We start from the raw sequence: 22853 nt of genomic DNA, 5'->3' as shown, positions 1-22853 counted from the left end.
CGGCAGCGCCGCTGTCAACTGTCCGCGTCTGTCGGGGCTGCACGCACCCAGACCAGCGCTGCATAGATCGCAGCAATCATTGCCATGACGATCATCAGCCCGTGCGGTCCGAGCCCGTCCATGGCCAGGCCGCTGGCTGGAGGACCAAAGAGCGAGCCGGTGCCGTATGCGAATATGAAGGCGGCATTGGCGGCCGCAATGGCACCGCCGGAGAAGCGCTCGCCGACCAGGGCGAGGCCGACCGTGTAGAGTCCGCTGGCCACGCCGGCCTGGACGAAGAAGAGCAGCATCATGCCGGGCAGGTAATCGCCCACCGCCCAGATAGCGAGCGGGGTGATTGCGGCGGTGGTGGCGATCCATTTCAGCGCTTCGCGGCGGTCGGTCTTGTCGGCGATCCATCCCAGCGGGATCTGGAAGGCCAGCGCGCCGGCCGCCGCGGCCATGGCGACCAACGAGATGCCAGCATCGCTGAGCAGCAGCCGGTCGCCGTAAACCGGGGCCATGGAGAAGAGCACGGTTTCCAGCGCCCCGAAGGCGAGTGCCGCGCCGATCGCTGCCGGGGCCAGCCGGGCCGCGTTCAGGATGGTGGTTGGCGAGGCTTCGTCCTTGCCCGGCGCTTGCGCGGCGGGGCCTTGCAACAGAATGATCGGCAAGGCGCCGATCAGGAAGATCAGCCCGCCGGCATAGAAGCCGGCATCGCCGCTGGTGCCCAATTGACCGAACAGGAAGGCGCCGACCCCGAAACCGCCGGACAGGACCGTGCCATAGACGCCCAGGATCGTGGCCCGGCGCAATGGCGTGGCGATCTGGTTGATCCAGGTTTCCGAGACCACGAAGACCACGGTCATGAAACTGCCCATCACGAAGCGCAGGACAAACCAGGCTGGCACCGTTTCAAACACCGGGAAGAGGGCGTGCAGGGCGCCGGCACAGAGCAGGCTGACCACGATCAGCACCCGCCCGGGAACCAGCGACAGGAGGCGCGGCACGATCGGGGCCATCACAAGGGTCGAGAATGCCGCGGCGGCGCCGTTGAGGCCGACAATCAGACCGGATGATGTCATGCCCTCCAGCCGCAGCGAGACCAGCGGCATGGAAAGTCCGAACACAATCCCGCACACCGCCGCACAGCAGATCGAGGCGATCAGCGAGCGGTTGTTGGCAAAGCGGGGATCGGTGAGCGGATTGGTCATGCGGTGCTCTATAGCGCCGCGTCGTGACCGCGTCTCCTGCCGGATCCGGTTACAAGTCCGCAATCCGCATCTTGCCACGCACCGCCCGCATGCAGCGCGGGCGCTCCGGGGCGGGCGGCTGGACGCGCTTGAGTTCATCCAACACGAAATGGGTCACGAAGGGCAGGTCGAGATCGCGGGCGTCGGCGAGGGTGACCCATTGCACGTCTTCCAGCTCGGCGCTCGGCTTGGGCGCGCGGTCGTCCAGCAGGGCCGAGGCGTCAACGGTGAAGAACCAGGTATCGAAGCGGCGGGTCCGGCCCGGCGGCGTGATGGCGCGGGTGATCAGTTTCAGCGGTGCCAGATCCGGTGCGGCGCCGGCGCGGCGGAAAGGCTGCCAATTGGCGTGACGACTGGCTACCGGCGCCTCGCGGGCGATCAGCAGGCCGGTTTCCTCGGCGGTTTCCCGCACGGCAGCGGCAGCGGCGGCGCGGGCGCGGCGGGCATCAAGGCTGCGGGTCATGATGTCGAGCACACGGCCGTCGAGATCGCGCGCCAGCGGCGCTGTGCTGTCAGCCCGATCAACCCGTCCGCCCGGGAAGACGTATTTGTTCGGCATGAAGACATGTTTGGCGGAGCGGCGCCCCATCAACACATCAACCCGTTCGCCCTCGCGCCGGGTCAGGATCAGCGAGGCGGCAAGGCGGGGGCGCATCGGTTTGACGTCCTTGCGGTGTCGCTCATCACTCACCGGCGTCGCCCCTTCTTCCAGGGTCTGCCCGAGCGCTTGCCATTTGGCGGTCCCCCGGTGCGGCCGCGATTGCGGCGATTGGGGCGGTCGCCCTTTTCCGGCTCGGTCAGCATGTCCAGCAGCAGCCCGCCGGTGACCGGTGTGGCTTCGTCGATACGCACGGTAACGGGCATGCCGAGACGGAAACGCGAGCCGGTCTGCAAGCCGATCAGCGCGTGGGCGCGCTCATCATGCTCGAAGCGTTCCTCGCCCAATCGCGAGATCGGAACCAGCCCGTCGGCGCCGGTCTCGTTGAGACGGACAAAACAGCCAAAACGGGTAACGCCAGTGATGCGGCCATCAAACTCCGCCCCGACCTTGTCGGCCAGATAGGCGGCGATGAAACGGTCAACGGCATCGCGCTCGGCTGCCATCGCGCGGCGCTCGGCATGGGTGATCTCTTCGGCAATCACGGTCAGGCGGCTGCGTTCCTCATCCGATTGGCCGTCATCCCCGAGCTTGAGGGCGCGGATCAGGGCGCGGTGGACCGTGAGGTCGGCATAGCGCCGGATCGGTGAGGTGAAATGGCCATAACGCTGCAGGTTGAGACCGAAATGGCCCTGATTCTGCGTGTCGTAGATCGCCTGCGACTGGCTGCGCAGCACCACCTCATTGATCGTCTCGCAATGCTCGGACGTTTTCGCCTGCTTCAGCAGCTGGTTGAAACGCCCGGTCGCAACCTTGTCGCCGCGCGTCCATTTCAGACCGACGGTCGGCAGGAAATCGGCCAGCGCGTCGATCTTTTCGCGGGAGGGCGGTTCGTGGACGCGGTAGATCAGCGGGCTGTGCTTTTCTTCCAGGCTCTCTGCGGCGCAGACATTGGCCTGGATCATGAATTCCTCGACCAGCTTGTGGGCGTCAAAGCGCTGCCGGGTTTCGATGGCCAGAACCTTGCCGTTTTCACCGACACGAACCCGGCGTTCCGGAGCGTCGATCTCGAGCGGTTCGCGGCGATTGCGCGCCTCGCGGCAGGCGAAATAGGCGCCCCAGAGCGGTTTGAGCACGGCGTCGAGCAGGGCATTGGCAGGGCCGCCATCCTGACCGTCAATCGCCGCCTGGGCCTGGGTGTAGGAGAGTTTCGCGGCCGAGCGCATCCAGCCGCGCAGGAAGCGGTGCGAGCGCTTGTTTCCGTCCTTGTCGAACACCATGCGCACGGCGAGACAGGGGCGGTCTTCCTTTTCGCGCAGGGAACACAAATCGTTCGACAGGCGTTCCGGCAGCATCGGCACGACCCGGTCGGGCAGATAGACCGAATTGCCACGCTTGAAGGCGCCGCGGTCGAGCGCGCCGCCGGGTGTCACATAGGCGGCGACATCGGCGATGGCGACGATGACCTGCCAGCCGCCGGGATTCTTGGGGTCGGCATCCGCTTCGGCCCAGATCGCGTCGTCATGGTCCTTGGCGTCGTCGGGATCGATGGTGATGAGCGGCAGGGGCCGCAGATCCTCGCGCTTGCCCGGCTTGGCGAGCGGCGCCTCATCGGCTTCACGCTGTTCGGCCTCGGCAAAGCCCTGTGGGACGCCGTGTGAGTAGAGCGCAATGATGCTACCGGCGCCGGGCGCATTGGCGTCACCGATCACCTCGATGATTTCGGCGGTTTTCAACCCGTGCCGCCGCTCCTTGGCGATCTGGCACAGCACGAGATCGCCATCGCGCGCTTTTTCGGCCTCGCCCTTGGCCGGAACCAGTTCATGTCGCGAACGCCGATCGACCGGCAGCAGACGGAACGGGCCGGATTGCGGTTTCCTCAGCACGCACAGAAGCTTGTGGGCGCTTTGGCCGAGTTTTTTGATCAGCCGGGCCTCATAACTGCCATCCTCCTGCAAGGCGAGCCGGACCAGCGCCTTGTCGCCAATGCCGATCGCCGGCGTGCCCTTGCCGCCCGCGCCTTCGCCCGGCGCCAGGCGGATCAGCGGAGCCGCGCGGTCCGGACGGACCGGCTCGGCCAGCAGTTCGCCATCATTGTCGCGCCCGATCAGCTGCACCACGGTGACAGCGGGCAGCGCGCCGGGCAGGGCATAGGTTTTGCCGTTTGCGCGGGTGATCGTGCCGTCTTCGGTCAGGGCGACCAGGGCATCCTTGAGGGCGCGTTTGGCATCGCTGCCCTTGAGCGCCAGTTCGCGCGCCAGCTCCCGCTTGCCGTACTCGCCGCCGCCGACGCGGACAGCCTCCACGACCGCCTCGCGGGTGAGGCCGGCATCAAACTCTGTCTCGCCGGCCATCGGATCTATTCCGCCTTGGCTTTGGCTGTTGCCGGCTTTTTCGCAGCCGGCTTTTTGGCGGTGGTTTTCTTGGCCGCGGGCTTTTTCGCCGTGGTCTTCTTGGCAGCCGGCTTTTTGGCCGGAGCCTTCTTCTTCGCCGGAGCCTTGTTCTTTCCGCCCTTGGCGGCCTTGGCCTCGACCCATTCCATCGCCTGTTCCAGCGTCACGCTTTCCGGGTCGGTGTCCTTGGGCAGGGTGGCATTGATCTTTTCATACTTCACATAGGGCCCATAGCGGCCCGACATGATGCGGACCGGCTTGCCGTCATGCTCGCCCAGCTCCTTGAGCGCCGTGGCCGTGCCGCCGCGACGGCCGCCATTGGCACGTTTGTCGGCGATGACCGAGATGGCGCGATTGACGCCGATCTCGAACACGTCCTCGACCGACGGAATATTGGCGTAGGTCTTGTCGTGATGAACATAGGGGCCGTAGCGACCGATATTGGCCGTGATCGGCTGGCCATCATCCGGGTGCTCGCCGACCGTACGCGGCAGGTCGATCAGCTTGATCGCCTGTTCCTCGGTCAGGGTTGCGGCGTCCCAGCCCTTGGGAATGGAGGAGCGTTTCGGCTTGTCCTCGCCATCGAGCTGCATCTGCAGATACCAGCCAAAACGGCCATTCTTCAGCTCGACATCCTTGCCGGTCTCCGGATGGACACAGATCACCCGGTCGCCCTGCACGTCGTCCTCGCCCGGAGGACTCATCTGGCGGGTGAAGGAACAATCGGGATGGTTGGAGCAACCGAGGAAGGCACCGAACTTGCCGAGACGCAGGCTGAGCGTGCCTTCGCCGCAGGACGGGCAGAGACGCGGATCGGTGCCGTCTTCCTTCTCCGGGAAGATGTGCGGGGCGAGCGCTTCGTTGAGGGCGTCCAGTACATTGGTGATGCGGAGCTCGCCGATCTCGTCGACGGCAGCGCGGAAATCGGTCCAGAAATCACGCAGCAGCTGTTTCCAGTCGAGTTCGCCAGCCGAGACCTTGTCGAGCTGACCTTCCAGCGCCGCCGTGAAGTCATACTCGACATAGCGGGCGAAGAAATTCTCGAGGAAGGCGATGACAACCCGACCCTTGTCGAGCGGGTTGAAGCGGTTCTTGTCCATCTGGACATAGTCGCGGTCGCGCAGGACCTGCAGTGTCGAGGCATAGGTCGAGGGGCGACCGATGCCGAGCTCTTCCATCCGCTTGACCAGGGAGGCCTCGGTAAAGCGCGGCGGCGGCTGGGTGAAGTGCTGGTCCGCATGGGTCTTGCCGACGGTCGCGGCGGCGCCCTGGCTCAGCTTGGGCAGGCGGTTTTCGCCCTCATCCTCTTCATCGTCGCGCCCCTCCTGGTAGAGCGCCAGGAAACCGTCAAACAGCTGCACGGTGCCGACGGCCCGCAGGGCGGTTTTCTGGTCAGAGGAGGTGATGTCCACCGTGGTGCGCTCGAAGCGGGCGCTCTCCATCTGGCTGGCAACGGCGCGGCGCCAGATCAGCTGGTAAAGGCGGGCCATATCTTGGTCCAGCGACATTTTCTCGGGCAGGCGCGCGAAGCTGGTGGGGCGGATTGCCTCGTGCGCTTCCTGGGCGTTCTTGGCCTTGGTGGCGTACATGCGCGGCGCCGACGGCACGTAGAGCGAACCGTGCTCCTTGCTGATCACGTCGCGGGCCTGGCTGATCGCCTCGGGAACCATGGAAACGCCGTCGGTCCGCATATAGGTGATCAGACCGGTGGTCTCGCCACCGATCGTGACACCTTCATAGAGTTTCTGCGCCGTTTGCATGGTGCGGGTGGCGGAAAAGCCCAGCTTGCGTGCCGCTTCCTGCTGCAGCGTCGAGGTGGTGAAGGGCGGTGGCGGGTTGCGTTTGGCCGGCTTGGCTTCAACGCCGGTGATGGACAGGCTGGCCGCGTTGATCGCGTCAACGGCGGCATTGGCGCTGGCGCGGTCCTTGATCGACAGCTTTTGCAATTTCTTGCCGTCGAGCGTCACCAGCTTGGCCCGGAAATTGTCGGAATTCGCCGTCAGGTCGGCATCAACCGTCCAGTATTCCTCGGAGCGGAATTTTTCGATCTCCAGCTCGCGGTCACAGATAAGCCGCAGGGCGACCGACTGCACCCGTCCGGCCGAACGCGAACCCGGCAGTTTGCGCCACAGAACCGGCGACAGGGTGAAGCCGACCAGATAGTCCAGCGCCCGGCGCGCCAGATAGGCATTGACCAGCTCCATGTCGACGGCACGCGGATGCGCCATCGCTTCCAGGATGGCCGGTTTGGTGATCGCGTTGAAAGCCACGCGCTGGACAACGACATCCTTCAGGACGCGGCGCTTTTGCAGCGCTTCCAGCAAGTGCCAGGAAATCGCCTCACCTTCGCGATCCGGGTCAGTGGCGAGGATCAGGCGGTCGGACTCGCGTACCGCATCGGCGATTGCCTTGACGCGCTTGGCCGAGGCGGTGTCGATCTCCCAGGCCATCGCGAAATCTTCATCCGGCTTCACCGAGCCATCCTTGGGCGGCAGGTCACGGACATGTCCGAAACTGGCCAGAACGGTGTAGTCCGCGCCGAGATATTTATTGATGGTTTTGGCTTTGGCCGGGGATTCTACGACGACAACATTCATCGGTGCTTGGTTCCAGACATGAGGCAGGGACCGCCAGGCAGCGGCCAAGGCGCGCGAAAGTGTTCGAGCGGAAAGGTTGTGTCAACCGACCGAAGGATTCCAGTCCGACGCGCATATGCGCGCCGAACCGTAGCGTCGATGTGTGGAGTTATCGTCCCGGCGCGACCGCGAAACAAGGATGGTCGCGGGCACTCAGCTCGCGGCAGGCGAGCCGGGCTTCGTCTTCGGTCAGGGCTTCGAAACGCGCCCGCCAGAGGCGGTCACCGCTGATCGTAACGGCCCGTGCGGCCGGCTGAGCGGCGTCGAGGGCGCCGGAGAAGATGGCCACTTCGGCGAGGCGGTCTTGCGCCGCGTCGGCGGTGTTGTAGGCGCCGACCTGGATCGACCAGGCGCCGCGGATCAGGCTCGGCTCGGCCGATGGGCGGCTTGTCGGTGCATCGAGGCGGGCTGGCGCGAGCGGTTCGAGGCGCATTTCGTCTTCATCGGCGAGGACGATCTGCACCGAGGGTGGTGGATTGGCGGAACCCATTTCGGTCGGCTCGTCCAGGTGCAGGGCGGCGACATCTCGGGCGATCAGATCCTGCTGTCGCACGGGGTTGATGCGCGGTGAGGAGAGGGCGGCGAACAAGCGCGTATCCTGTCGCTGTTCCAGCGTTGCGAAGGCGGCTTCGATGAGCTCTTCGGCATGGGCGTCGCGGGCGGCGGCGCTTGGTCCGCCCATGATTACGGTGATCAGGCGGTGATCGCCCCGCTCGGCCGATACGACGACATTGAAGCCGGAGGCACGAATATAGCCGGTTTTGAGTCCATCCACGCCACGAACCCGTCCAACCAGTGAATTATGGTTGCGGTAGGTGCGACCGTTCCAGGTGAATCTCTCTTCGTTGAAATAGTCGAAGTATTGCGGAAAATCCCGGTGCAATGCGATCGCCAGCCGGGCCATGTCGCGCGCCGTCGTTGTCTGCCGCGAATTGGGCAGGCCGGAGGCGTTGCGAAAGGTGGTATGGGTCAGGCCGAGCTCGGCCGCGCGGGCGGTCATCAGCTCACCGAAGCGGCTTTCGCCCCCACCTAGGCGTTCGCCGACGGCCACCGCCACATCATTGGCGCTTTTCACCACGAGGGCGCGGATCGCGTTTTCGGCCGAAATCGTGTCGCCGGCGCTTAGTCCGAGGCGTGACGGGCTGGCATTCGATGCGTTCGCGGACACACGGATCGGGTCATTGAGGCCGATTTCACCGGTCTCGAGAGCCTCGAACAGCATGTAGAGCGTCATCATCTTGGTCAGCGAGGCCGGATAGCGCTCCGCGTCGGAACGCCGGGAATGGAGCACGACGCCGGTATTCTCGTCGACCACAAAGGCGGCATAGCGCGAATTGTTCGCGTGGGCAGGCGCGGACAGGCCAGAGAGGGCAAGGCCGACGGTCAGGGCGAGAAGGCGGGTTGCAGTGATCATGCGGGCAGCCTGACGCGTGCTCATTGCCAGCGGGTTAAGGCCTGCCCGTGGTCATCAGATATGTTTTGTGCGGTGCACAATAATTTCCTTGACCCCGGCCGGGAGTGTGGTATTTATATTGCGACTGCGAAGAGCTTCCGCAGCAAGTTTAGCAACCAGACAGTGACCCGTGATGAGCGACGTCGAGAAAACTTCCACCGAAACGAAAGCGGCCGCTGCCAAAGCGACTGCCCCGAGCGCGCCCCGCATTGTGTCGCAGACCGTGGCGCCGGTGAAGACGACTGCAACGGCGAGCCCGGCCAAACCGGCAAAGGCGACGACCGCCAAGCCGGCGAAAGCCAAGAAGGCCGCGCCGAAGACGTCGACGGCGAAAGTCAAATCCGCGCCGTCCCAACCCGCCCCCAAGGCAGCCAAGCCGGCCTCGAAAGCCAAACCCGCTGCCCGCACCACAAAGAGCTTTGCCATGAATGACACCATTGAGAGCATGACCGCCGCGAGCAATGACGCGCTCAAGGAAGGTTTCGAGAAGACGCTGAAATCGGTTACCGAGGCCAGCAATTTCCAGAAAGAGACTGTCGACGCCCTGATCGCTTCCGCGACCGTGGCCGGCAAGGGCTTTGAAACCGCCAACACGAACGCCGTGACCTATGCCAAATCGGCGATGGAAGACGGTGTTGCTGCGACGAAGAAGTTCGCCTCCGCCAAGTCGGTCCAGGAAGTGTTCGAGATCCAGTCCGAATTCACCAAGTCGGCCATGGACAATTATCTCGCCGAGATCAACAAGACCTCGGACCTGTTCTCCGACCTGTTCAAGAATTCGGTGAAGCCGCTGAACGATCGCGTCGCGGCCGCCATGGAGTTCGCACAGGCTCAGCGCTGAGCCTAGTGAACTGACGAGTTTTGGAATTTTCCTCCCCGACTGGGCCCGGTGATTAGTCACCGGGCCCTTTTTTTGTCGGCGTCGCCTCGTAGAGACGGTGTGGCCTTGTGGCCGTCTTGGGACCTCCAGGTGCGAGCACCTTTCGGTCCGGTGCGTTCCGGCGCCGGTTTTCCGGCTGCTGGACGAAACGCTGGCGTCCTCCCCGACCGGGCCCGTGGTGATTTCGGGATGGTTCCGGTGGATCCCCGATATGAACGGGGTGCGCCTTTTTAGGCTGAACGCGGTGAAACGGGAAGCAAGAATTTGCTGAGCGTGTTATTCTTGTGTCCTGACGGCGCTGCGGAGCGTCTCTTTCCAAGTCCGGCAGGGATTCCTATCTGTGCCGATGAGTAGCGAAGTAATATTCGAGCACGTTTAAAATATGACCGAACGAAAACATGACGATACCGGCGTAGAAGAGGAAACTGGCCTCGCGACAAAGACCCGGCCGGCGACCAAGAAACCTTCGCTTTACCGTGTTTTGCTACTCAATGATGACTACACGCCGATGGAATTCGTGGTCGAGGTTCTCGTCCGAATTTTCCGGAAGTCGCCCGAAGATGCAGCGCGAATCATGCTGCATGTTCATCAGAACGGTGTCGGTATGTGCGGCGTGTACACATATGAGGTTGCCGAGACAAAGGTAGCCCAGGTCATGGACGCCGCACGGCGGGCTCAACACCCGCTGCAGTGCACAATGGAAAAGGAATAGAGTGGTGCCTTCATTCTCTTCAGACTTGGAAGACAGCCTGCACCGCGCTCTGGGATACGCCAATGAGCGTGGGCATGAATTTGCGACCCTGGAGCATCTCCTTCTTGCTCTCGTGGATGATCAGGACGGCGCGGCGGTTATGAAGGCCTGCGACGTTGACCTCGATGAACTTCGAGCGACCCTGACCGAGTATGTCGACAATGAACTCACCGAACTCGTCGTTGATGACGAGGAGGATGCCAAGCCGACGGCCGGCTTCCAGCGCGTCATTCAGCGGGCGGTGATCCACGTCCAGAACGCCGGGCGCGAGGAAGTGACCGGGGCCAATGTCCTGGTGGCCTTGTTCGCCGAGCGTGAAAGCCATGCGGCCTATTTCCTCGCCGAGCGTGACATGACGCGTTACGACGCGGTCAATTTCATCTCGCACGGGATTGGTCGTAAGCCGGGCGCTTCGGAAGAACGCGCTGTACGCGGTGCCGAGCCCGCGGAAGAGCCGCAAAAGGATGGCGATGCGCTGACCGCCTATACGGTCAACCTGAACGAAAAGGCTCGCAAGGGCGGCGTCGATCCGTTGATCGGTCGCGATGCGGAAGTCGAGCGTTGTGTCCAGGTTCTGTGCCGTCGCCGCAAGAACAACCCGCTTCTGGTTGGTGACCCGGGCGTCGGCAAGACGGCCATTGCCGAGGGTATTGCCCGCAAGATCATCGAAGACCAAGTCCCCGATGTGCTGGCCGGTGCCACCATCTATTCGCTCGACATGGGCTCCTTGCTCGCCGGGACCCGCTATCGCGGTGATTTCGAGGAGCGTGTGAAGCAGGTCGTCAAGGAACTCGAGGAAAAGGATAATGCCGTCCTCTTCATTGACGAGATCCACACCGTCATCGGTGCCGGGGCGACCTCGGGTGGCGCCATGGACGCGTCCAACCTGCTCAAGCCGGCCCTGCAGTCAGGCAGCCTGCGTTGCATGGGCTCGACGACCTACAAGGAATATCGCCAGCATTTCGAGAAGGACAGGGCGCTTGTCCGCCGCTTCCAGAAGATCGATGTGCCCGAGCCGTCCGTGCCGGATGCGATCAAGATCCTGCAAGGGCTGAAATCCTATTTCGAGGACTTCCACGATGTCCGCTTCACCAATGAGGCGCTGAAATCGGCTGTCGAACTCTCCTCGCGCTACATGGGCGACCGCAAATTGCCGGACAAGGCGATCGACGTGATCGACGAGGCCGGAGCGCAAATGCGGTTGCAGCCGGTGTCCAAGCGCAAGAAGACGATCGGTGTGAAAGAGGTCGAGGGCATTGTTGCCACCATGGCCCGCATCCCGCCGAAAACGGTGTCCAAGGATGACGAGCAGTCGCTGCGCAATCTCGAGACCGATCTCAAGCACACCGTGTTTGGCCAGGATGAAGCGATTGACCAGCTGGCCACGGCCATCAAGCTGTCGCGGGCCGGCCTGCGCGAGCCGAACAAGCCGATCGGCTGCTATCTCTTCTCCGGCCCCACCGGTGTCGGCAAGACCGAGGTCACCAAGCAGTTGGCCGATACGCTTGGCGTCGAATTGCAGCGTTTCGACATGTCGGAATACATGGAGCGGCACGCCGTTTCCCGCCTGATCGGCGCGCCTCCGGGCTATGTCGGTTTCGACCAGGGCGGCCTGTTGACGGATGGCGTCGATCAGCACCCGCACTCGGTCCTGCTGCTCGACGAGATCGAGAAGGCGCACCCGGACCTGTTCAACATCCTCCTGCAAGTCATGGACAATGGCACGCTGACCGATACCAACGGCAAGAAGGTCGATTTCCGCAATGTCATCCTCGTGATGACGACCAATGCGGGCGCTTCCGACGCGCAAAAGGAATCGATCGGCTTTGGTCGCGGCAAAAAGACCGATGAAGCGGACAAGGCGGTCGAACGCCTGTTCACGCCGGAATTCCGCAATCGCCTCGACGCGGTCATTCCCTTCGCGCCGTTGTCGCCGGAGTCCATCGGTCGTGTGGTCGAGAAATTCGTGCTGCAGCTGGAAGCCCAGCTCATTGATCGCGGCGTGACCTTCGAACTGACCGCCGATGCCACCGCCTGGCTGGCTGAGCGCGGCTATGACAGCCGCTTCGGCGCCCGTCCGCTGGCCCGGGTCATCCAGGAGCATATCAAGAAGCCCCTGGCCGACCAGATCCTGTTTGGCGAGCTCAAGAAGGGCGGTCTGGTCAAGGTCGATGTCGACGAGGCCGACAGCAACCGGCTGGATTTCCATGTCACGCCCGGCGACCGGCTCCTGCCGCGCAATGCCAAGAAAAAGGACAAGAAGGAAGAGGTCTGATCCTCACCTTCCGGTTCAATGAGAAACGGCGCCCCGCGGGGCGCCGTTTTTGTGTTCGGATGGCTCTCCGGCTGAATTCAGGACGTAGCAGCCCGTTCGGCAGGCGCGATTCCGCGGCCGGGTTTCGGGCCGGGGCCATGCTGCCGGAAGGCCCGTGGAGTCAGGCCGGTTTGTTCCTTGAAGGCCCGGTTGAACGGGCCGATCGAGGCAAAGCCGCTCTCCAGGGCGATGTCGAGAATACTGGCCCCGGCCTGCGCCGGATCGGACAACAGCGCGGAGGCATGATCGATCCGGTAGCGATTGATGAAGCGGTTGAAATTGCGCTCACCGAGTCCGAGCGTGATGGCTCGGCTGACCCGGTAGTCCTGTTCACGCAGGCGCCGGGCGAGGCTGGCAACCTTGAGGTCTGGATCGAGGAAGAGCCGGTCCGCCTCAACCCGCTGGCGCACCCATTGTCCCAAGGCCCGTTCCTCAGCGCTTGGCGCGGCGTCGCGGGCGGCCTGCGACGTCATGCGTTCCGTATCATTGGCAGGGACAGGCAATGGATGGCGCTGGCGCCAGACCACGGCAAACCCGGCGGCGAGGAAGATCAGCAGCGCACAGAGTGCTTGTGCGAGAGCAATCGTGCCGGCGTCGAAGCGCGTCGTATCGCCATGATCGAGCAACATGACGCAGACCGAGACACAGGTGCCATAGCTGGCGAGGAATCCGATCCGCAGGCGCCGTTCGGCGGGCGGCTCGCTCTTCGTCCAGCTGCGTATACCCTCCCAGAATGCGAGGACCAGAACGGTTGAACTCAGCATGGACTGGAAACTGCTGGTGGCGGCGAGGACGGCGGTCAGTCCGGCATCCCCGATGATCCGCTCGGCCGATGCGCCGACCAGCAACTGGTTGATCACGGACGGTGCGAAAATGCCGCCGACAAGAATCGCCTGCGGCAAGCCGAAGCCAACATCCGCCCGGAAGATGCCGCGCGAGACCAGCCAGAAACAGCTGCAGCTGGCGCATCCGGTGATCGCGAGAATGGCGGCGAAGGGGCCGGTATAATCGGGAAAGACGTCGCGTATCATCACGGCGGCAAGACCGGCACAGAAAATCGCCCAAGCGATCTGGAGACCGCTGCGTTGACGCACAGTCAGGACGGCCAGGATCGAGACGATCGCGGCGGCGGAGAAGGTGAGTTTGACGGCGCCCGCGAACTCCAGCATCGGACCATATCTCCTGAAATCGGGCGCCCCCGAGCGCAAGGCTCTGTGTCGCATATTTCGGGCCATGATCAAACCCGCTGCCGCCGCAATCAAAATATCTGGCCGATTTCCAAATCGGCGAGACGGGTGTGGTTAGGCGTGAAGAGTGTGGCGTCGTCGCGGAAGTTCGCGATCGCTTGTACTCGAAGTGAAAGGCTAGATCATGTCCGATTCCGTCGCTGCGCCATCGCGGCGCCGACGCTTCACACCGCAGAGCCTGCTCCAGGGCAGTGGTGTCCTGTGGTTCATCATCGCCGCTGCCGGCCAGTGGCTGTTCACCTATTATATTCTGGGCGCCTATATTCCGCGCACGGCGTCCGGCGATTATTCACGCTGGAACGAGACCGGCCTGATTGAGGGGTATGTTCAGGGTGACTGGCTGGGAAATCTCGGCTTCATCTCCCATGTCCTGCTTGCGGCCTTTGTCAGTGCGGCCGGCGTGATCCAGCTCCTGCCCATGATCCGGCGCAAGTTTCCCGCCTTCCATCGCTGGACCGGCCGCGCCTATATCTCGGTGGCGGTATTCTTGGCGATCGGCGGTATTCTCCTGATCTGGGTCCGTGGGACCCGTTTGAACGATTGGGCGGCCCTCGGGACAACGATTGACGGATTGCTGATTTTGGTCACTGCGACCTTCACCCTGCGCCACGCGATGGCGCGCAGGATCGATCTGCACCGGCGCTGGGCGATGCGCCTTTTCGTCGTAGTCAGCGGTGTCTGGTTCATCCGAGTGGCCTATATGGCCTGGGCCATAGCCAGTGGCGGAGCGGGCATGCGCCGGACCTTGGATGGCCCCACGGATATCCTTGTCCCGTATCTGGCCTTCCTCGTACCGCTTATCGTGCTGGAAGTTTACCAAAAGGCCCGGGACAGCCGCTCGGCGCCTTTCAAGCTTGGCGTGGCGGGCTTGATCCTGGTCTGCGGCGGCATCACCGCGCTGGGCCTGTTTGGGGCCTGGATGATGATGTGGTCGCCCAATATCCTGATCTAGACCGCCAGCATGCGGGCATGCTGGCCCGGTGCCACGCCGAAATGCTGGCGGAATGCGGTCCGGAATGCGGCTTCCGACCGGAAGCCGCAGCGCCCGGCGACTTGTTTGACCGCAAGGCCGGCTTCCAGAAGGTCGCGGCCATGCTTCATGCGCAGGGTTTCGACAAAGCGTGCAGGCGGCATGCCCGAGGCGGCGCTGAACCGGCGTTGGAAGGTCCGTTCGGTCTGGCCGCAATAGGCGGCCAGGTCAGCGACTTTCAGGGGTTGGTCAAGGCGGTCCTGCATCCAGTCGATCAATGCGCCATAGCGGTCTCCGGCCCGGGTCTGGGCATCGAGGACATCGGAGAATTGCGACTGGTGACCGGGGCGGTGCGCATAGACCACTAGTTCGCGCGCCACCCGTGTCTTCAGGGCCCGGCCATGATCGGCCTCCAGCATTGCCAGGGCCAGATCGATCCCGGTGGTCACGCCAGCCGAGGTCCAGATATCGCCGTCCCGCACGTAGAGCGCATCCGGATCGACGGTGAGGCCCGGAAAACGGGCCGCGAGCCGCGGCGCGCCGCGCCAGTGCGTGGCGACACGCTGGTCGGTGATGATTCCGGCTGCGGCCAGCAGGAAGGTGCCGCTGCATACCGAACCGATCCGGCCGAATTGGCGTGCGATCCGGCCGAGTCCGGCGAGCAGGTCTGTGTCGGCGACCGCCCGTGTGATCTCGGCCTCATAGCCGCCGGCCACCACAAGCGTGTCCGCCGGACCCGGTATTATGTCGGCGATCGCCCGGGCGGTCAGGCCCAGCCCGCCACCATGGTCAATCTCGCCACTTGGTAGTGCGATGACGTCGACGCGGTAAAGCGGTCTTCCCGAGAGTTGGTTGGCAGCTGTGAACACTGCGGCCGGCCCGGCTATGTCGAGCAATTCGGCACCCGGGAAGGTCGCGAAATATATGGTTCTTGTGTCAGTCATTGGCGAAATATAGTCGTTAATTGTCGTTTCCGCCATTCCCGTGCCAACTAAATTGCATCAATGCCCGGCAGAGCAATCGGGCCATGGCTCGGGCCGGGATTTGAGACCGGGCCGGGCTTGCCTGCTGGCGCAGGCGCAGAACCTATGGAGCAGTAAATGGCGCATCGCCTCTACCACTATCCCATGGCTTGTTCGACGGCGTGCCGGTTGGCGGCTGCGGCCTTCAACGTCCCGCTCGAGATTGTCCGAACCGATGTCTTCAACAAGGACGTCGAGACTGGTGGCACCCTGTTTGCGATCAATCCACTCGGGCTTGTCGCGACCTTGCGGCAGGACAATGGCACCGTGCTCACCGAAAATACCGCGATACTGCTGTGGCTGCAGGGGCAAGGGCCGGGGCTTCCGGCCATGACCGATCCGGATTTTTTCGAACTGATCCGGTGGACGAGTTTTTGCGCCACTGAATTGCACAAGGGCCTGCTCTGGCCATTGCTGCGCGCCGACGTTGATGCCGGCTACAAGGCATTCATCCGCGGCAAGGCCGGCCCCAGACTCGATCTGTTGGACAGGCATCTGACAGGTCGCGATACGCTGGTTGGTGGTGGTCTGACCGCGGCGGATGCCTATCTGGCCTGGTTTCTGTCGATGGCATTGGTGATAGGGCTCGATATTGCAGCCCGACCGCAGCTCATGCGGGCAGGTCAAAACCTGCTTGCGCAACCTGACTGGAAGGCCGTGATAGAGGCCGACATGGATGCATTGCGCGGTGATTTCGCAGACAAGGGTGCGCGCGCCTTCATCGACACCGCATCAACGGACGATTGAAAGAAGGGCGGGACGCGGGATCGAGCGGGCTGGTATCATGAAAACAAGCGACTGAAATCACGCCGGCCCCGCCCGGAGGCGGCAAGGTGCGAGGTGTTTATTGAAGCGCCGCCCGAATTCGCCCAGAACAGGGCGACGCCAGCGGGACCGGAATTTCATGACGCAGCCCAGCCCAGATGCTGTCCTTCGTGCCACTTTCGGCTTTCCCGGTTTTCGGCCCGGCCAGGCCGACATTGTTGACCACATCCTGGCCGGCCGTCCGACCCTGTGTGTCATGCCAACCGGTGCCGGCAAGTCGATCTGCTATCAGGTGCCGGCCCTGATCCTCGACGGGTTGACGGTGGTGATCTCGCCGTTGACGGCCCTGATGGACGATCAGGTTGCGGCCCTGCAGGCCAATGGCGTTGCTGCCGCGGCCATCCATTCCGGGCGCGACCGCGGCGCCAATGTCGAGGATTGGCGCCGGGTGCAGTCGGGCGAGATACGCTTGTTATACCTGTCGCCGGAGCGCCTGATGACCGGCCGCATGCTGGCTGCGCTGGATGCGGTCGAGCCGGCCATGTTCGTGGTCGACGAGGCGCACTGCATCTCCAAATGGGGCGCCAGCTTCCGACCGGAATACGAGGATCTCTGCCATCTGCGTGAGCGTTTCCCCACGGCCCGGCTGGCCGCGTTCACGGCGACCGCCGACGAGGCGACCCGGGCCGATATCGCGGCCAAGCTGTTCGGGGCCGGCGGTGAGATCGTCGTGCATGGGTTTGACCGACCCAATCTGACACTCTCGGTGGCACCGAAATCCGGCTGGAAAGCGCAATTGCTCGACTTTCTCGATGGTCGGCGGGGCGTTTCCGGCATCGTTTATTGCCTGTCGCGAAAATCGACCGAGGAAGTCGCGGCGCTGCTGCGGGCAGAAGGCTATCACGCTCTGCCCTATCATGCCGGGCTGGCGCCAGAGGTCCGCCGCGAAAACCAGGAGCGATTCATGGCCGAAGAAGCGGTGGTTATGGTGGCTACGATCGCTTTCGGCATGGGCATTGACAAGCCGGATATCCGCTATGTCTTCCATCTTCACATGCCCGGCTCGATGGAGGCCTACTACCAGGAAATCGGCCGTGCCGGTCGCGATGGTCAGCCGGCTGAGGCGATGATGCTCTATGGTCTCTCCGATGCGCGCATGCGTCGGCAATTCATCGACCAGGATGGTGAGGATGACGGTCATCGCCGCCGCGAGCACAAGCGCCTTGACAGCCTTCTGGCCTATTGCGAGGCGACCCGGTGTCGCCGCCTGTCCTTGCTCGCCTATTTCGGTGAAACGGGCGGCAAGCCGTGCGGCAATTGCGACCTCTGCCTCGACCCGCCAACCCTGATCGACGGCACGCGGGAGGCCCAGATGCTATTTTCGGCCATTGTGCGGACCGGCGAGAGTTTCGGCACGGCGCATGTCATCGATGTCCTGCGCGGCGCCGATACCGAGAAGATCCGGGCACGCGGTCATGACAACTTGCCGACCCATGGCGTTGGCGCCGAGCGTCCCAAACCCTTCTGGCAGGGCTTGGTCCGTCAATGCGTGGCGTCCGGATTGCTGGAGATCGACATCCAGGGCTATGGCGCGCTCAAATTGACTTCCGATGCCCGCGCGGTCCTGAAGGGCGAGCAGACGGTTGCCATTCGCGAGATCACTGCAAAGCCGTCATCGTCCAAGCGGCCCAAAAAAATGATCGAGGCTGCGGCGGCAAATGTCGATGCGGATGTGTTGGCGGCGCTCAAGGCACTTCGCCGCGAGCTGGCGGCCGAGCGCAACGTGCCGGCTTATGTGGTGTTTTCCGATGCGACTTTGATCGACATGGCGCATCTGCAGCCGCGTTCACTGGATGAAATGGCGGCGGTCAACGGCGTCGGCCCCAAGAAACTGGAGACGTTCGGCGAGCGCTTTCTCGGTGTGCTTCGAACGCTGGCTTGACGGTGTGATTGTGCGGCAAGCGGATGACTCACTGCCGGTTTCATGGATGATTAGGATGTTACCGGCGTTGCCGCGTCGGGTGGCTTTTGGGCGAAGGACCTGGATGACGCGCCGCGACACCCCCTATTATATTCTCATCGGCCTCCTGTCGGTTCAGGTGGCTTATGGTGGCTATTGGGCGATCAATGACATTTCAGCACGCATCGGGCTTTGGCCGGATGCGGCGCTGGCGGCGGCCTTCGTCCAGAGCCTGACCTTGACGCAGGAAGTGTTGTTCTTCTCTCATGTTGTCATGAATCTGGTGACCCTGGTGCTGGTATTGCGAGGGAAACGATGGGCCTTGCCCGCCTTTGTCCTGTCTTTTGTCCTGGATCGTGCCGAATGGGTGATCATGGGCAGCAACAACCTGTTTTCAACGATGGTGAATGTGGACGCCTGGACGCTGTTTTCCTTCACCCTGCAGGGCGCGATCATCGCCATGCTGGTCTTCCTGACCTTTGAAGGACGATTGCGCTGACCCTTGCCCGGTCGGTGGCCGTAATCAGGGGTGTTCGATAGCGGCCGCGATCCGGGCGGCCTGATCTTTCAGAACGTCCATATCCGCTTGCCCGCCACCATGAGCGCCCAGCGCGACGCCCTCCTGGCGCGGGATGATGTGGAAATGGACGTGAAACACTGTCTGGCCGGCCGGCGCGCCGTTGAACTGGGTCAGTATGATGCCATCCGGCGCCAGCGCCGTCTTGACCGCATTGGCGATCCGCTTGACCCGCACGATGGCAGCCTGAAGGGCGCCATCCGTCATTTCCAGCGCATTGCGAACCGGTTCGCGCGGCACCACCAGGACATGGCCCGGCGCCTGCGGGAAAATATCCATGAAGGACAAGATGTGTTCGTCCTCATAGACCTTCACGCAGGGCAGTTCCCCCTTGAGGATTTTTGCGAAAATATTGTCCGGATCATAGTCGCCGTCGAGGCTCATCGGGTCAGCTCCGTGGTGTCAGCAAGCGGGGAGATATCGCATCAAATGCGCAGACGGCGGCCGGATCAAGCGCCAGGAAGACGGCTTCGTCGACGGCGCGGCAGCTTGGCATCGCCACGGTCGTTCCCGCAACGCCCGGCGCTGTGGTGAAGACGATCTTGTCGATGTCGGACGTCTGGATCAACGCGTTGGTGACGGCAAGGAAAGCGGCCCGGTCTTGCGCGTCATCGATATGCGCGGCGCACTGGATCGCGGCGCTTGGCAGGCATGGCGCCTCGATCGCCGCTTGGCTCACAACGCGCTCGGCATAGGGGCCAATCTGATCGGCCAGCAGGACGGCCATCTGGTGCATGACGGCGTTCGGTGACAGGCGCTGGTAGTAGTGCCGTGCCGAGCCTTGGGGAGGAAGGTCACCGACCATGCGTCGTTCCGAGAAGCCGCGTTCTTGGCCATGAACGGAACCGGCGGCCAGCAGGAGCGGGCCGGGCGCAAGACCGGCAGGCAGGGCGATGCGCTCATTAGGTCCGAACAGGAGAATGCGGGCATGGTTGCTCAAGGCATGGGCCAGCTGGTCATGCTCGGCCTCGGTCAGCGAATGTCCGGCGTTTGCAGCCAACGCGCAAAGGAGTGTTTCCGGTGTCGCGCCACCGGGCCAGACTTGCATGTCGCTTCGGCGTTCACGGAGTGAGGCTGGCAACAGGCGCGATGCGGTGAGCGGAATCCCCTCGCGCTGGAAGCAGTACCACAGTCGGCGAAGGACTTCGCAGTCCAGTTCGGGGGTCTCGAAATAGTACGCGACCTTGTAGCGCACGCGATACCCTATCTGACCATCTTCGGCGTTTTCCGACTCCGGTAGAACCATGACAGGGGCCGCCGCGTCGACATAGTCGAGGTCGGCAACAGCACGGCGCACGAGATCTGAGATGAATTGTGGTGGCCAGTTCATCGGCGCGGAAAACCGGCAAATGCTCCAGACCGGTCGATCATTGGGATAAATCTCGACCGGTTCGCCCGCGAGGCTGGAATTGGGAATGATGATCAGCGTTTCGTCACGTTTTCGGCCGACGACCGAGCGCCAGTTCATGGACTCGATTTTGACGTTCTCACCCTTGTAGCGGATGCCGTCACCGGGTTTGAGATGGCTGTCGAGCTGCAGGGCGATACCAGAAAAAAGCCCGCCCAGTGTCGGTTGAAGCGCGAACCCGATAATGGCGGTCAGCAAGGCCGAGGTGGTCAGGATCGTTGTGATGTCGAAGCCCATCAACTTGAGCGCGATGGCGCTGACAGCGAATGTGACGATGATGAAAATCACGACACGCTGGGCGCCGACGGGCTCGATCCGCAGGCTTTGGCGCAGGCCGATCTCGAGGATGATGCCGACCAGGATGAAAGTCACGAGAAGCGCGGTCAGCGCGCCGGCGGTCAGTTTGATCAGGCCCGGCAATTCGGTGTCTGCGAAGAGAAGATTGCTACCCACCCAAGCGTGCACGACCCAGGCGAGCAAGGTCATGAAGGCGAGCAGTGCGAGGCGGAACATTACGCCTGCCCCTCGTGGTCGTTTCGGTCGGCAAGTGCGCGGCGAAGGCTGCGTCGGAGGCGTTCGATGCTTGCCGACAGTCGTTTGAGTTCGCTTGCACCGTCGTCGGGCAGGGGCGTGCCGTCATCAATACCAACCGAGACATCTTCAGCCCGCGCGGTCAGTGCCTGCAGCGGGACGACGAGCTGACGATTGATGGTGTTTGATGTCGCGGCGTATCCGGCCAGGAAGATGACAAGCAGGCCGGTGCCCAGTGCCAGCACCAGTTCGAACATGCCGCGCATTTCCTGTTCGATCGGCACGGTCACGATCTGCAGGCCGATGGTCTCGCCCATCTGCCATCCGAACCCGTTCTCAGTGCCATAGCGTTCGACCATGGCGGGCGGCGCTTGGTCGGGCGTGCTGTGGCAGCTCAGACAGGCTTCCTGTTCGATCCGGATTGGACGGGCCAGGTAGAACAGTTCATGTCCGCCGCGGCGCCAGCGGCCGGACCGCTCGGTCAGGGCGTCATCCTGACGAAAGGCGTTGATCAATTCGGTTTCGAACGGAACCGGCCGGTCGGTGGGGCTGGTCGGGTTAAGGGCGACCTCGCGATAGGTATAGGCAAGGTCGGCGCTGGAAACTTCGGCGAAGACTGTTTGCGCCGCGAATGACGGCACCGTTTCCGGATGAAAGGTGTCGCTCGACGCTGTGTAGGCCAGCGGTGCGACCTGGTCAGATGTGTAGGCGCGGATAGCCTGGGCAGTCGCCAGCAAAAGGCGCGATTCGCGCGTGGCCTCGTCGAAGGCGCGTGCCTGCAGCGCAAAGAAGGCACCGCTGCCCCCGATCACCAAAGCGGTCAGGAATACCAGCGCCAGCGCGCGACGGATCAAGCTTGATGTCGTCACATTCAATCCCCCAATTCGAGACTGGAGCGATTCACCCGTTCAAACAAAAGCGGATGCCGCTAGCGCGGCTGGTCCTTGCGAAACGGGCTGTCTGCGTCTTGAAGCTGGATTTCGGTTGCGACAGCGGCCCGTTCCTGGTCGAGATACTGCACCACGGCATTCCGGAAGCCTTCATTGGTGATGAAATGGGCTGAGCGGACCGGCTGCGGACGATAGCCGCGGGCCAGCTTGTGCTCGCCCTGGGCGCCAGCCTCGACGCGTTGCAGCCCGCGTGCCATCGCGGCGTCAATGGCTTGGTGGTAGCACAGCTCGAAGTGCAGGAAGGGATGGTCCTCCAGCTTGCCCCAATATCGACCGTAGAGCGCGTGTGAGCCGATCAGGTTGAGTGCGGCCGCGATATAGCGTCCATCCTTCTTGGCCATGACCAGCAGGACACGGTCGGCGAGACGTTGATGCAGCCGGTCGAAGAAATCGCGATTGAGATAGGGATAGCCCCATTTGCGGGCGCCGGTTTCCTGATAACAGGCATAAAACACGTCCCAGTGTTCAGGGCACAGCTGTTCGCCGGTCAGGTGTTCGATCGTGAGACCGTCCTGGGCGGCGGCGCGTTCCTTGCGCAAGGCCTTGCGTTTGCGTGAGGACAAGTCGGCGAGGAAGTCGTCATAGTCTCTATAGCCGCGGTTCGACCAAATATATTGCCGGTCGAGGCGCGGCAGCAGGCCGCTGGCGTGCAATTCATCTGCTTCGGCTTCGCCGGGGAAATTCACATGCCAGCCGGACACACCCCAACGCGTCGCCAGGTCACAGCAGGTACGGGTGAGGGCCTGTCGCAGGGCCGGGCTGTCGGCCAGGATGCGGCGACCGGTGACCGGCGAGAAGGGGATGGCGGTCAGGAGTTTGGGATAATAGCGACCGCCGGCCCGCTCATAGGCGTCTGCCCAAGCGTGATCGAACACATATTCGCCCATGGAATGCGATTTCACATAGAGCGGCACGGCGCCGACCAGCTTGTCCATGGCATCGCGGGCGAGCAGATGCCGGGCTTCCCAGCCGGTCTCGGCGCCGACGCAGCCGCTGGCCTCGAGCGCTTCCAGGAAATCCCAACTCAGGAAAGGGTCGAACTCGGCGCCGGGCGGATTGGCCAACCGGTCCCAGTCGTCACGCGGCACATCGCCCAGACCGGCAACCGGCTGCACGGTGACCGCCAGAGACTGATCGCCATCATCCGCCGGGGGAGGCGCCATCGT

Annotated in this window: 19 protein-coding genes; 7 read left to right on the top strand and 12 right to left on the bottom strand. The window is 63.2% G+C overall.

The window, feature by feature from the left end; all coding sequences use genetic code 11:
* Window positions 1-14: 14 nt before the first annotated feature.
* From AWH62_RS12200 to AWH62_RS12175, 6 genes are all read right to left on the bottom strand, one after another.
* On the bottom strand, window positions 15-1193 hold the full coding sequence (locus AWH62_RS12200) for an MFS transporter (RefSeq protein ID WP_075190775.1): 1179 nt from the start codon (window positions 1191-1193) through the stop codon (window positions 15-17).
* Window positions 1194-1242: 49 nt separating this feature from the next.
* The gene (locus AWH62_RS12195) at window positions 1243-1923 is read right to left on the bottom strand and encodes an NUDIX hydrolase (RefSeq protein ID WP_083635175.1); all 681 of its coding nucleotides are present in this window, start codon (window positions 1921-1923) and stop codon (window positions 1243-1245) included.
* Window positions 1920-4184, bottom strand: coding sequence for a ribonuclease R (gene rnr, locus AWH62_RS12190; protein ID WP_075190773.1), 2265 nt, complete (start codon window positions 4182-4184; stop codon window positions 1920-1922). Before rnr ends, AWH62_RS12195 begins: the two co-directional genes overlap by 4 nt.
* Before the next feature lie 5 nt (window positions 4185-4189).
* Window positions 4190-6820 (bottom strand): type I DNA topoisomerase, encoded by a 2631-nt coding sequence (gene topA / locus AWH62_RS12185; RefSeq protein ID WP_075190772.1) that lies wholly within the window; start codon window positions 6818-6820, stop codon window positions 4190-4192.
* Window positions 6821-6968: 148 nt separating this feature from the next.
* The gene (locus AWH62_RS12180) at window positions 6969-8273 is read right to left on the bottom strand and encodes a D-alanyl-D-alanine carboxypeptidase (RefSeq protein WP_233128320.1); all 1305 of its coding nucleotides are present in this window, start codon (window positions 8271-8273) and stop codon (window positions 6969-6971) included.
* A 54-nt stretch (window positions 8274-8327) separates the two neighbouring features.
* Window positions 8328-8705 carry a hypothetical protein gene (locus AWH62_RS12175; protein WP_143743038.1) on the bottom strand — a complete coding sequence of 126 codons (378 nt, stop codon included), beginning with the start codon at window positions 8703-8705 and terminating at the stop codon, window positions 8328-8330.
* Window positions 8706-8736: 31 nt separating this feature from the next.
* Here AWH62_RS12175 and AWH62_RS12170 point away from each other — a divergent pair, with 31 nt between their 5' ends.
* The 3 genes from AWH62_RS12170 (at window position 8737) to clpA (ending at window position 12218) form a co-directional block, all read left to right on the top strand.
* Window positions 8737-9153: a phasin family protein gene (locus tag AWH62_RS12170; RefSeq protein WP_075190769.1), complete on the top strand. Its 417-nt coding sequence runs from the start codon at window positions 8737-8739 to the stop codon at window positions 9151-9153.
* Between the two features lie 421 nt (window positions 9154-9574).
* Complete coding sequence (gene clpS / locus AWH62_RS12165) at window positions 9575-9904, top strand: ATP-dependent Clp protease adapter ClpS (RefSeq protein WP_075190768.1); 330 nt, start codon at window positions 9575-9577, stop codon at window positions 9902-9904.
* A gap of 4 nt (window positions 9905-9908) precedes the next feature.
* Window positions 9909-12218 carry an ATP-dependent Clp protease ATP-binding subunit ClpA gene (gene clpA / locus AWH62_RS12160; protein ID WP_075190890.1) on the top strand — a complete coding sequence of 770 codons (2310 nt, stop codon included), beginning with the start codon at window positions 9909-9911 and terminating at the stop codon, window positions 12216-12218.
* 77 nt (window positions 12219-12295) lie between these two features.
* Here clpA and AWH62_RS12155 read toward each other — a convergent pair whose 3' ends face one another.
* On the bottom strand, window positions 12296-13426 hold the full coding sequence (locus tag AWH62_RS12155) for an AraC family transcriptional regulator (RefSeq protein WP_075190767.1): 1131 nt from the start codon (window positions 13424-13426) through the stop codon (window positions 12296-12298).
* 202 nt (window positions 13427-13628) lie between these two features.
* On the opposite strand from AWH62_RS12155, the gene AWH62_RS12150 reads away from it, so the two are divergent.
* Window positions 13629-14456, top strand: coding sequence for a DUF2306 domain-containing protein (locus AWH62_RS12150; RefSeq protein ID WP_075190766.1), 828 nt, complete (start codon window positions 13629-13631; stop codon window positions 14454-14456).
* On the opposite strand, the gene AWH62_RS12145 is transcribed toward AWH62_RS12150, so the two are convergent.
* The gene (locus AWH62_RS12145) at window positions 14453-15418 is read right to left on the bottom strand and encodes a GlxA family transcriptional regulator (RefSeq protein WP_075190889.1); all 966 of its coding nucleotides are present in this window, start codon (window positions 15416-15418) and stop codon (window positions 14453-14455) included. The two genes, AWH62_RS12150 and AWH62_RS12145, sit on opposite strands and share 4 nt — an antisense overlap.
* 156 nt (window positions 15419-15574) lie before the next feature.
* Between AWH62_RS12145 and AWH62_RS12140 the strand changes: the two genes are divergently transcribed.
* The 3 genes from AWH62_RS12140 to AWH62_RS12130 all read left to right on the top strand — a co-directional run bounded on the left by AWH62_RS12140 (window position 15575) and on the right by AWH62_RS12130 (window position 18720).
* Window positions 15575-16243, top strand: coding sequence for a glutathione S-transferase family protein (locus AWH62_RS12140; RefSeq protein ID WP_143743036.1), 669 nt, complete (start codon window positions 15575-15577; stop codon window positions 16241-16243).
* A 157-nt stretch (window positions 16244-16400) separates the two neighbouring features.
* The gene (gene recQ, locus AWH62_RS12135; protein WP_075190764.1) at window positions 16401-18203 is read left to right on the top strand and encodes a DNA helicase RecQ; all 1803 of its coding nucleotides are present in this window, start codon (window positions 16401-16403) and stop codon (window positions 18201-18203) included.
* Window positions 18181-18720, top strand: coding sequence for a hypothetical protein (locus AWH62_RS12130; RefSeq protein ID WP_158025625.1), 540 nt, complete (start codon window positions 18181-18183; stop codon window positions 18718-18720). Before recQ ends, AWH62_RS12130 begins: the two co-directional genes overlap by 23 nt.
* Window positions 18721-18744: 24 nt before the next feature.
* On the opposite strand, the gene AWH62_RS12125 is transcribed toward AWH62_RS12130, so the two are convergent.
* The 4 genes from AWH62_RS12125 to AWH62_RS12110 are packed head-to-tail and all read right to left on the bottom strand — an operon-like array spanning window position 18745 to window position 22850.
* Window positions 18745-19182: an HIT family protein gene (locus AWH62_RS12125; protein WP_075190762.1), complete on the bottom strand. Its 438-nt coding sequence runs from the start codon at window positions 19180-19182 to the stop codon at window positions 18745-18747.
* Between the two features lie 4 nt (window positions 19183-19186).
* On the bottom strand, window positions 19187-20719 hold the full coding sequence (locus AWH62_RS12120; RefSeq protein ID WP_075190761.1) for a mechanosensitive ion channel family protein: 1533 nt from the start codon (window positions 20717-20719) through the stop codon (window positions 19187-19189).
* Entirely contained in the window at window positions 20719-21606 is an 888-nt protein-coding gene (locus AWH62_RS12115; protein WP_158025624.1) for a DUF3365 domain-containing protein, read from the bottom strand. Before AWH62_RS12115 ends, AWH62_RS12120 begins: the two co-directional genes overlap by 1 nt.
* 59 nt (window positions 21607-21665) lie before the next feature.
* A complete protein-coding gene (locus tag AWH62_RS12110; protein ID WP_075190759.1) occupies window positions 21666-22850 on the bottom strand; it encodes a GNAT family N-acetyltransferase in 1185 nt (394 codons plus the stop codon).
* Window positions 22851-22853 lie beyond the last annotated feature (3 nt).

Origin of the sequence: Maricaulis sp. W15, assembly GCF_001924955.1 — a bacterium.
In the GTDB taxonomy this organism is placed as follows: domain Bacteria; phylum Pseudomonadota; class Alphaproteobacteria; order Caulobacterales; family Maricaulaceae; genus Maricaulis; species Maricaulis maris.
This window is presented reverse-complemented; position numbering and strand designations above follow the sequence as displayed.

Excerpts from the sequence above, each read along its gene's own strand:
- AWH62_RS12170 (WP_075190769.1), top strand. The coding sequence starts at position 8,737 with ATGAATGACACCATTGAGAGCATGACCGCCGCGAGCAATGACGCGCTC.
- AWH62_RS12180 (WP_233128320.1), bottom strand. The coding sequence starts at position 8,273 with ATGATCACTGCAACCCGCCTTCTCGCCCTGACCGTCGGCCTTGCCCTC.
- AWH62_RS12140 (WP_143743036.1), top strand. The coding sequence starts at position 15,575 with ATGGCGCATCGCCTCTACCACTATCCCATGGCTTGTTCGACGGCGTGC.
- AWH62_RS12145 (WP_075190889.1), bottom strand. The coding sequence starts at position 15,418 with ATGACTGACACAAGAACCATATATTTCGCGACCTTCCCGGGTGCCGAA.
- clpS (WP_075190768.1), top strand. The coding sequence starts at position 9,575 with ATGACCGAACGAAAACATGACGATACCGGCGTAGAAGAGGAAACTGGC.
- recQ (WP_075190764.1), top strand. The coding sequence starts at position 16,401 with ATGACGCAGCCCAGCCCAGATGCTGTCCTTCGTGCCACTTTCGGCTTT.
- AWH62_RS12150 (WP_075190766.1), top strand. The coding sequence starts at position 13,629 with ATGTCCGATTCCGTCGCTGCGCCATCGCGGCGCCGACGCTTCACACCG.
- rnr (WP_075190773.1), bottom strand. The coding sequence starts at position 4,184 with ATGGCCGGCGAGACAGAGTTTGATGCCGGCCTCACCCGCGAGGCGGTC.
- AWH62_RS12125 (WP_075190762.1), bottom strand. The coding sequence starts at position 19,182 with ATGAGCCTCGACGGCGACTATGATCCGGACAATATTTTCGCAAAAATC.
- AWH62_RS12200 (WP_075190775.1), bottom strand. The coding sequence starts at position 1,193 with ATGACCAATCCGCTCACCGATCCCCGCTTTGCCAACAACCGCTCGCTG.
- AWH62_RS12155 (WP_075190767.1), bottom strand. The coding sequence starts at position 13,426 with ATGCTGGAGTTCGCGGGCGCCGTCAAACTCACCTTCTCCGCCGCCGCG.
- topA (WP_075190772.1), bottom strand. The coding sequence starts at position 6,820 with ATGAATGTTGTCGTCGTAGAATCCCCGGCCAAAGCCAAAACCATCAAT.
- AWH62_RS12120 (WP_075190761.1), bottom strand. The coding sequence starts at position 20,719 with ATGTTCCGCCTCGCACTGCTCGCCTTCATGACCTTGCTCGCCTGGGTC.
- AWH62_RS12110 (WP_075190759.1), bottom strand. The coding sequence starts at position 22,850 with ATGGCGCCTCCCCCGGCGGATGATGGCGATCAGTCTCTGGCGGTCACC.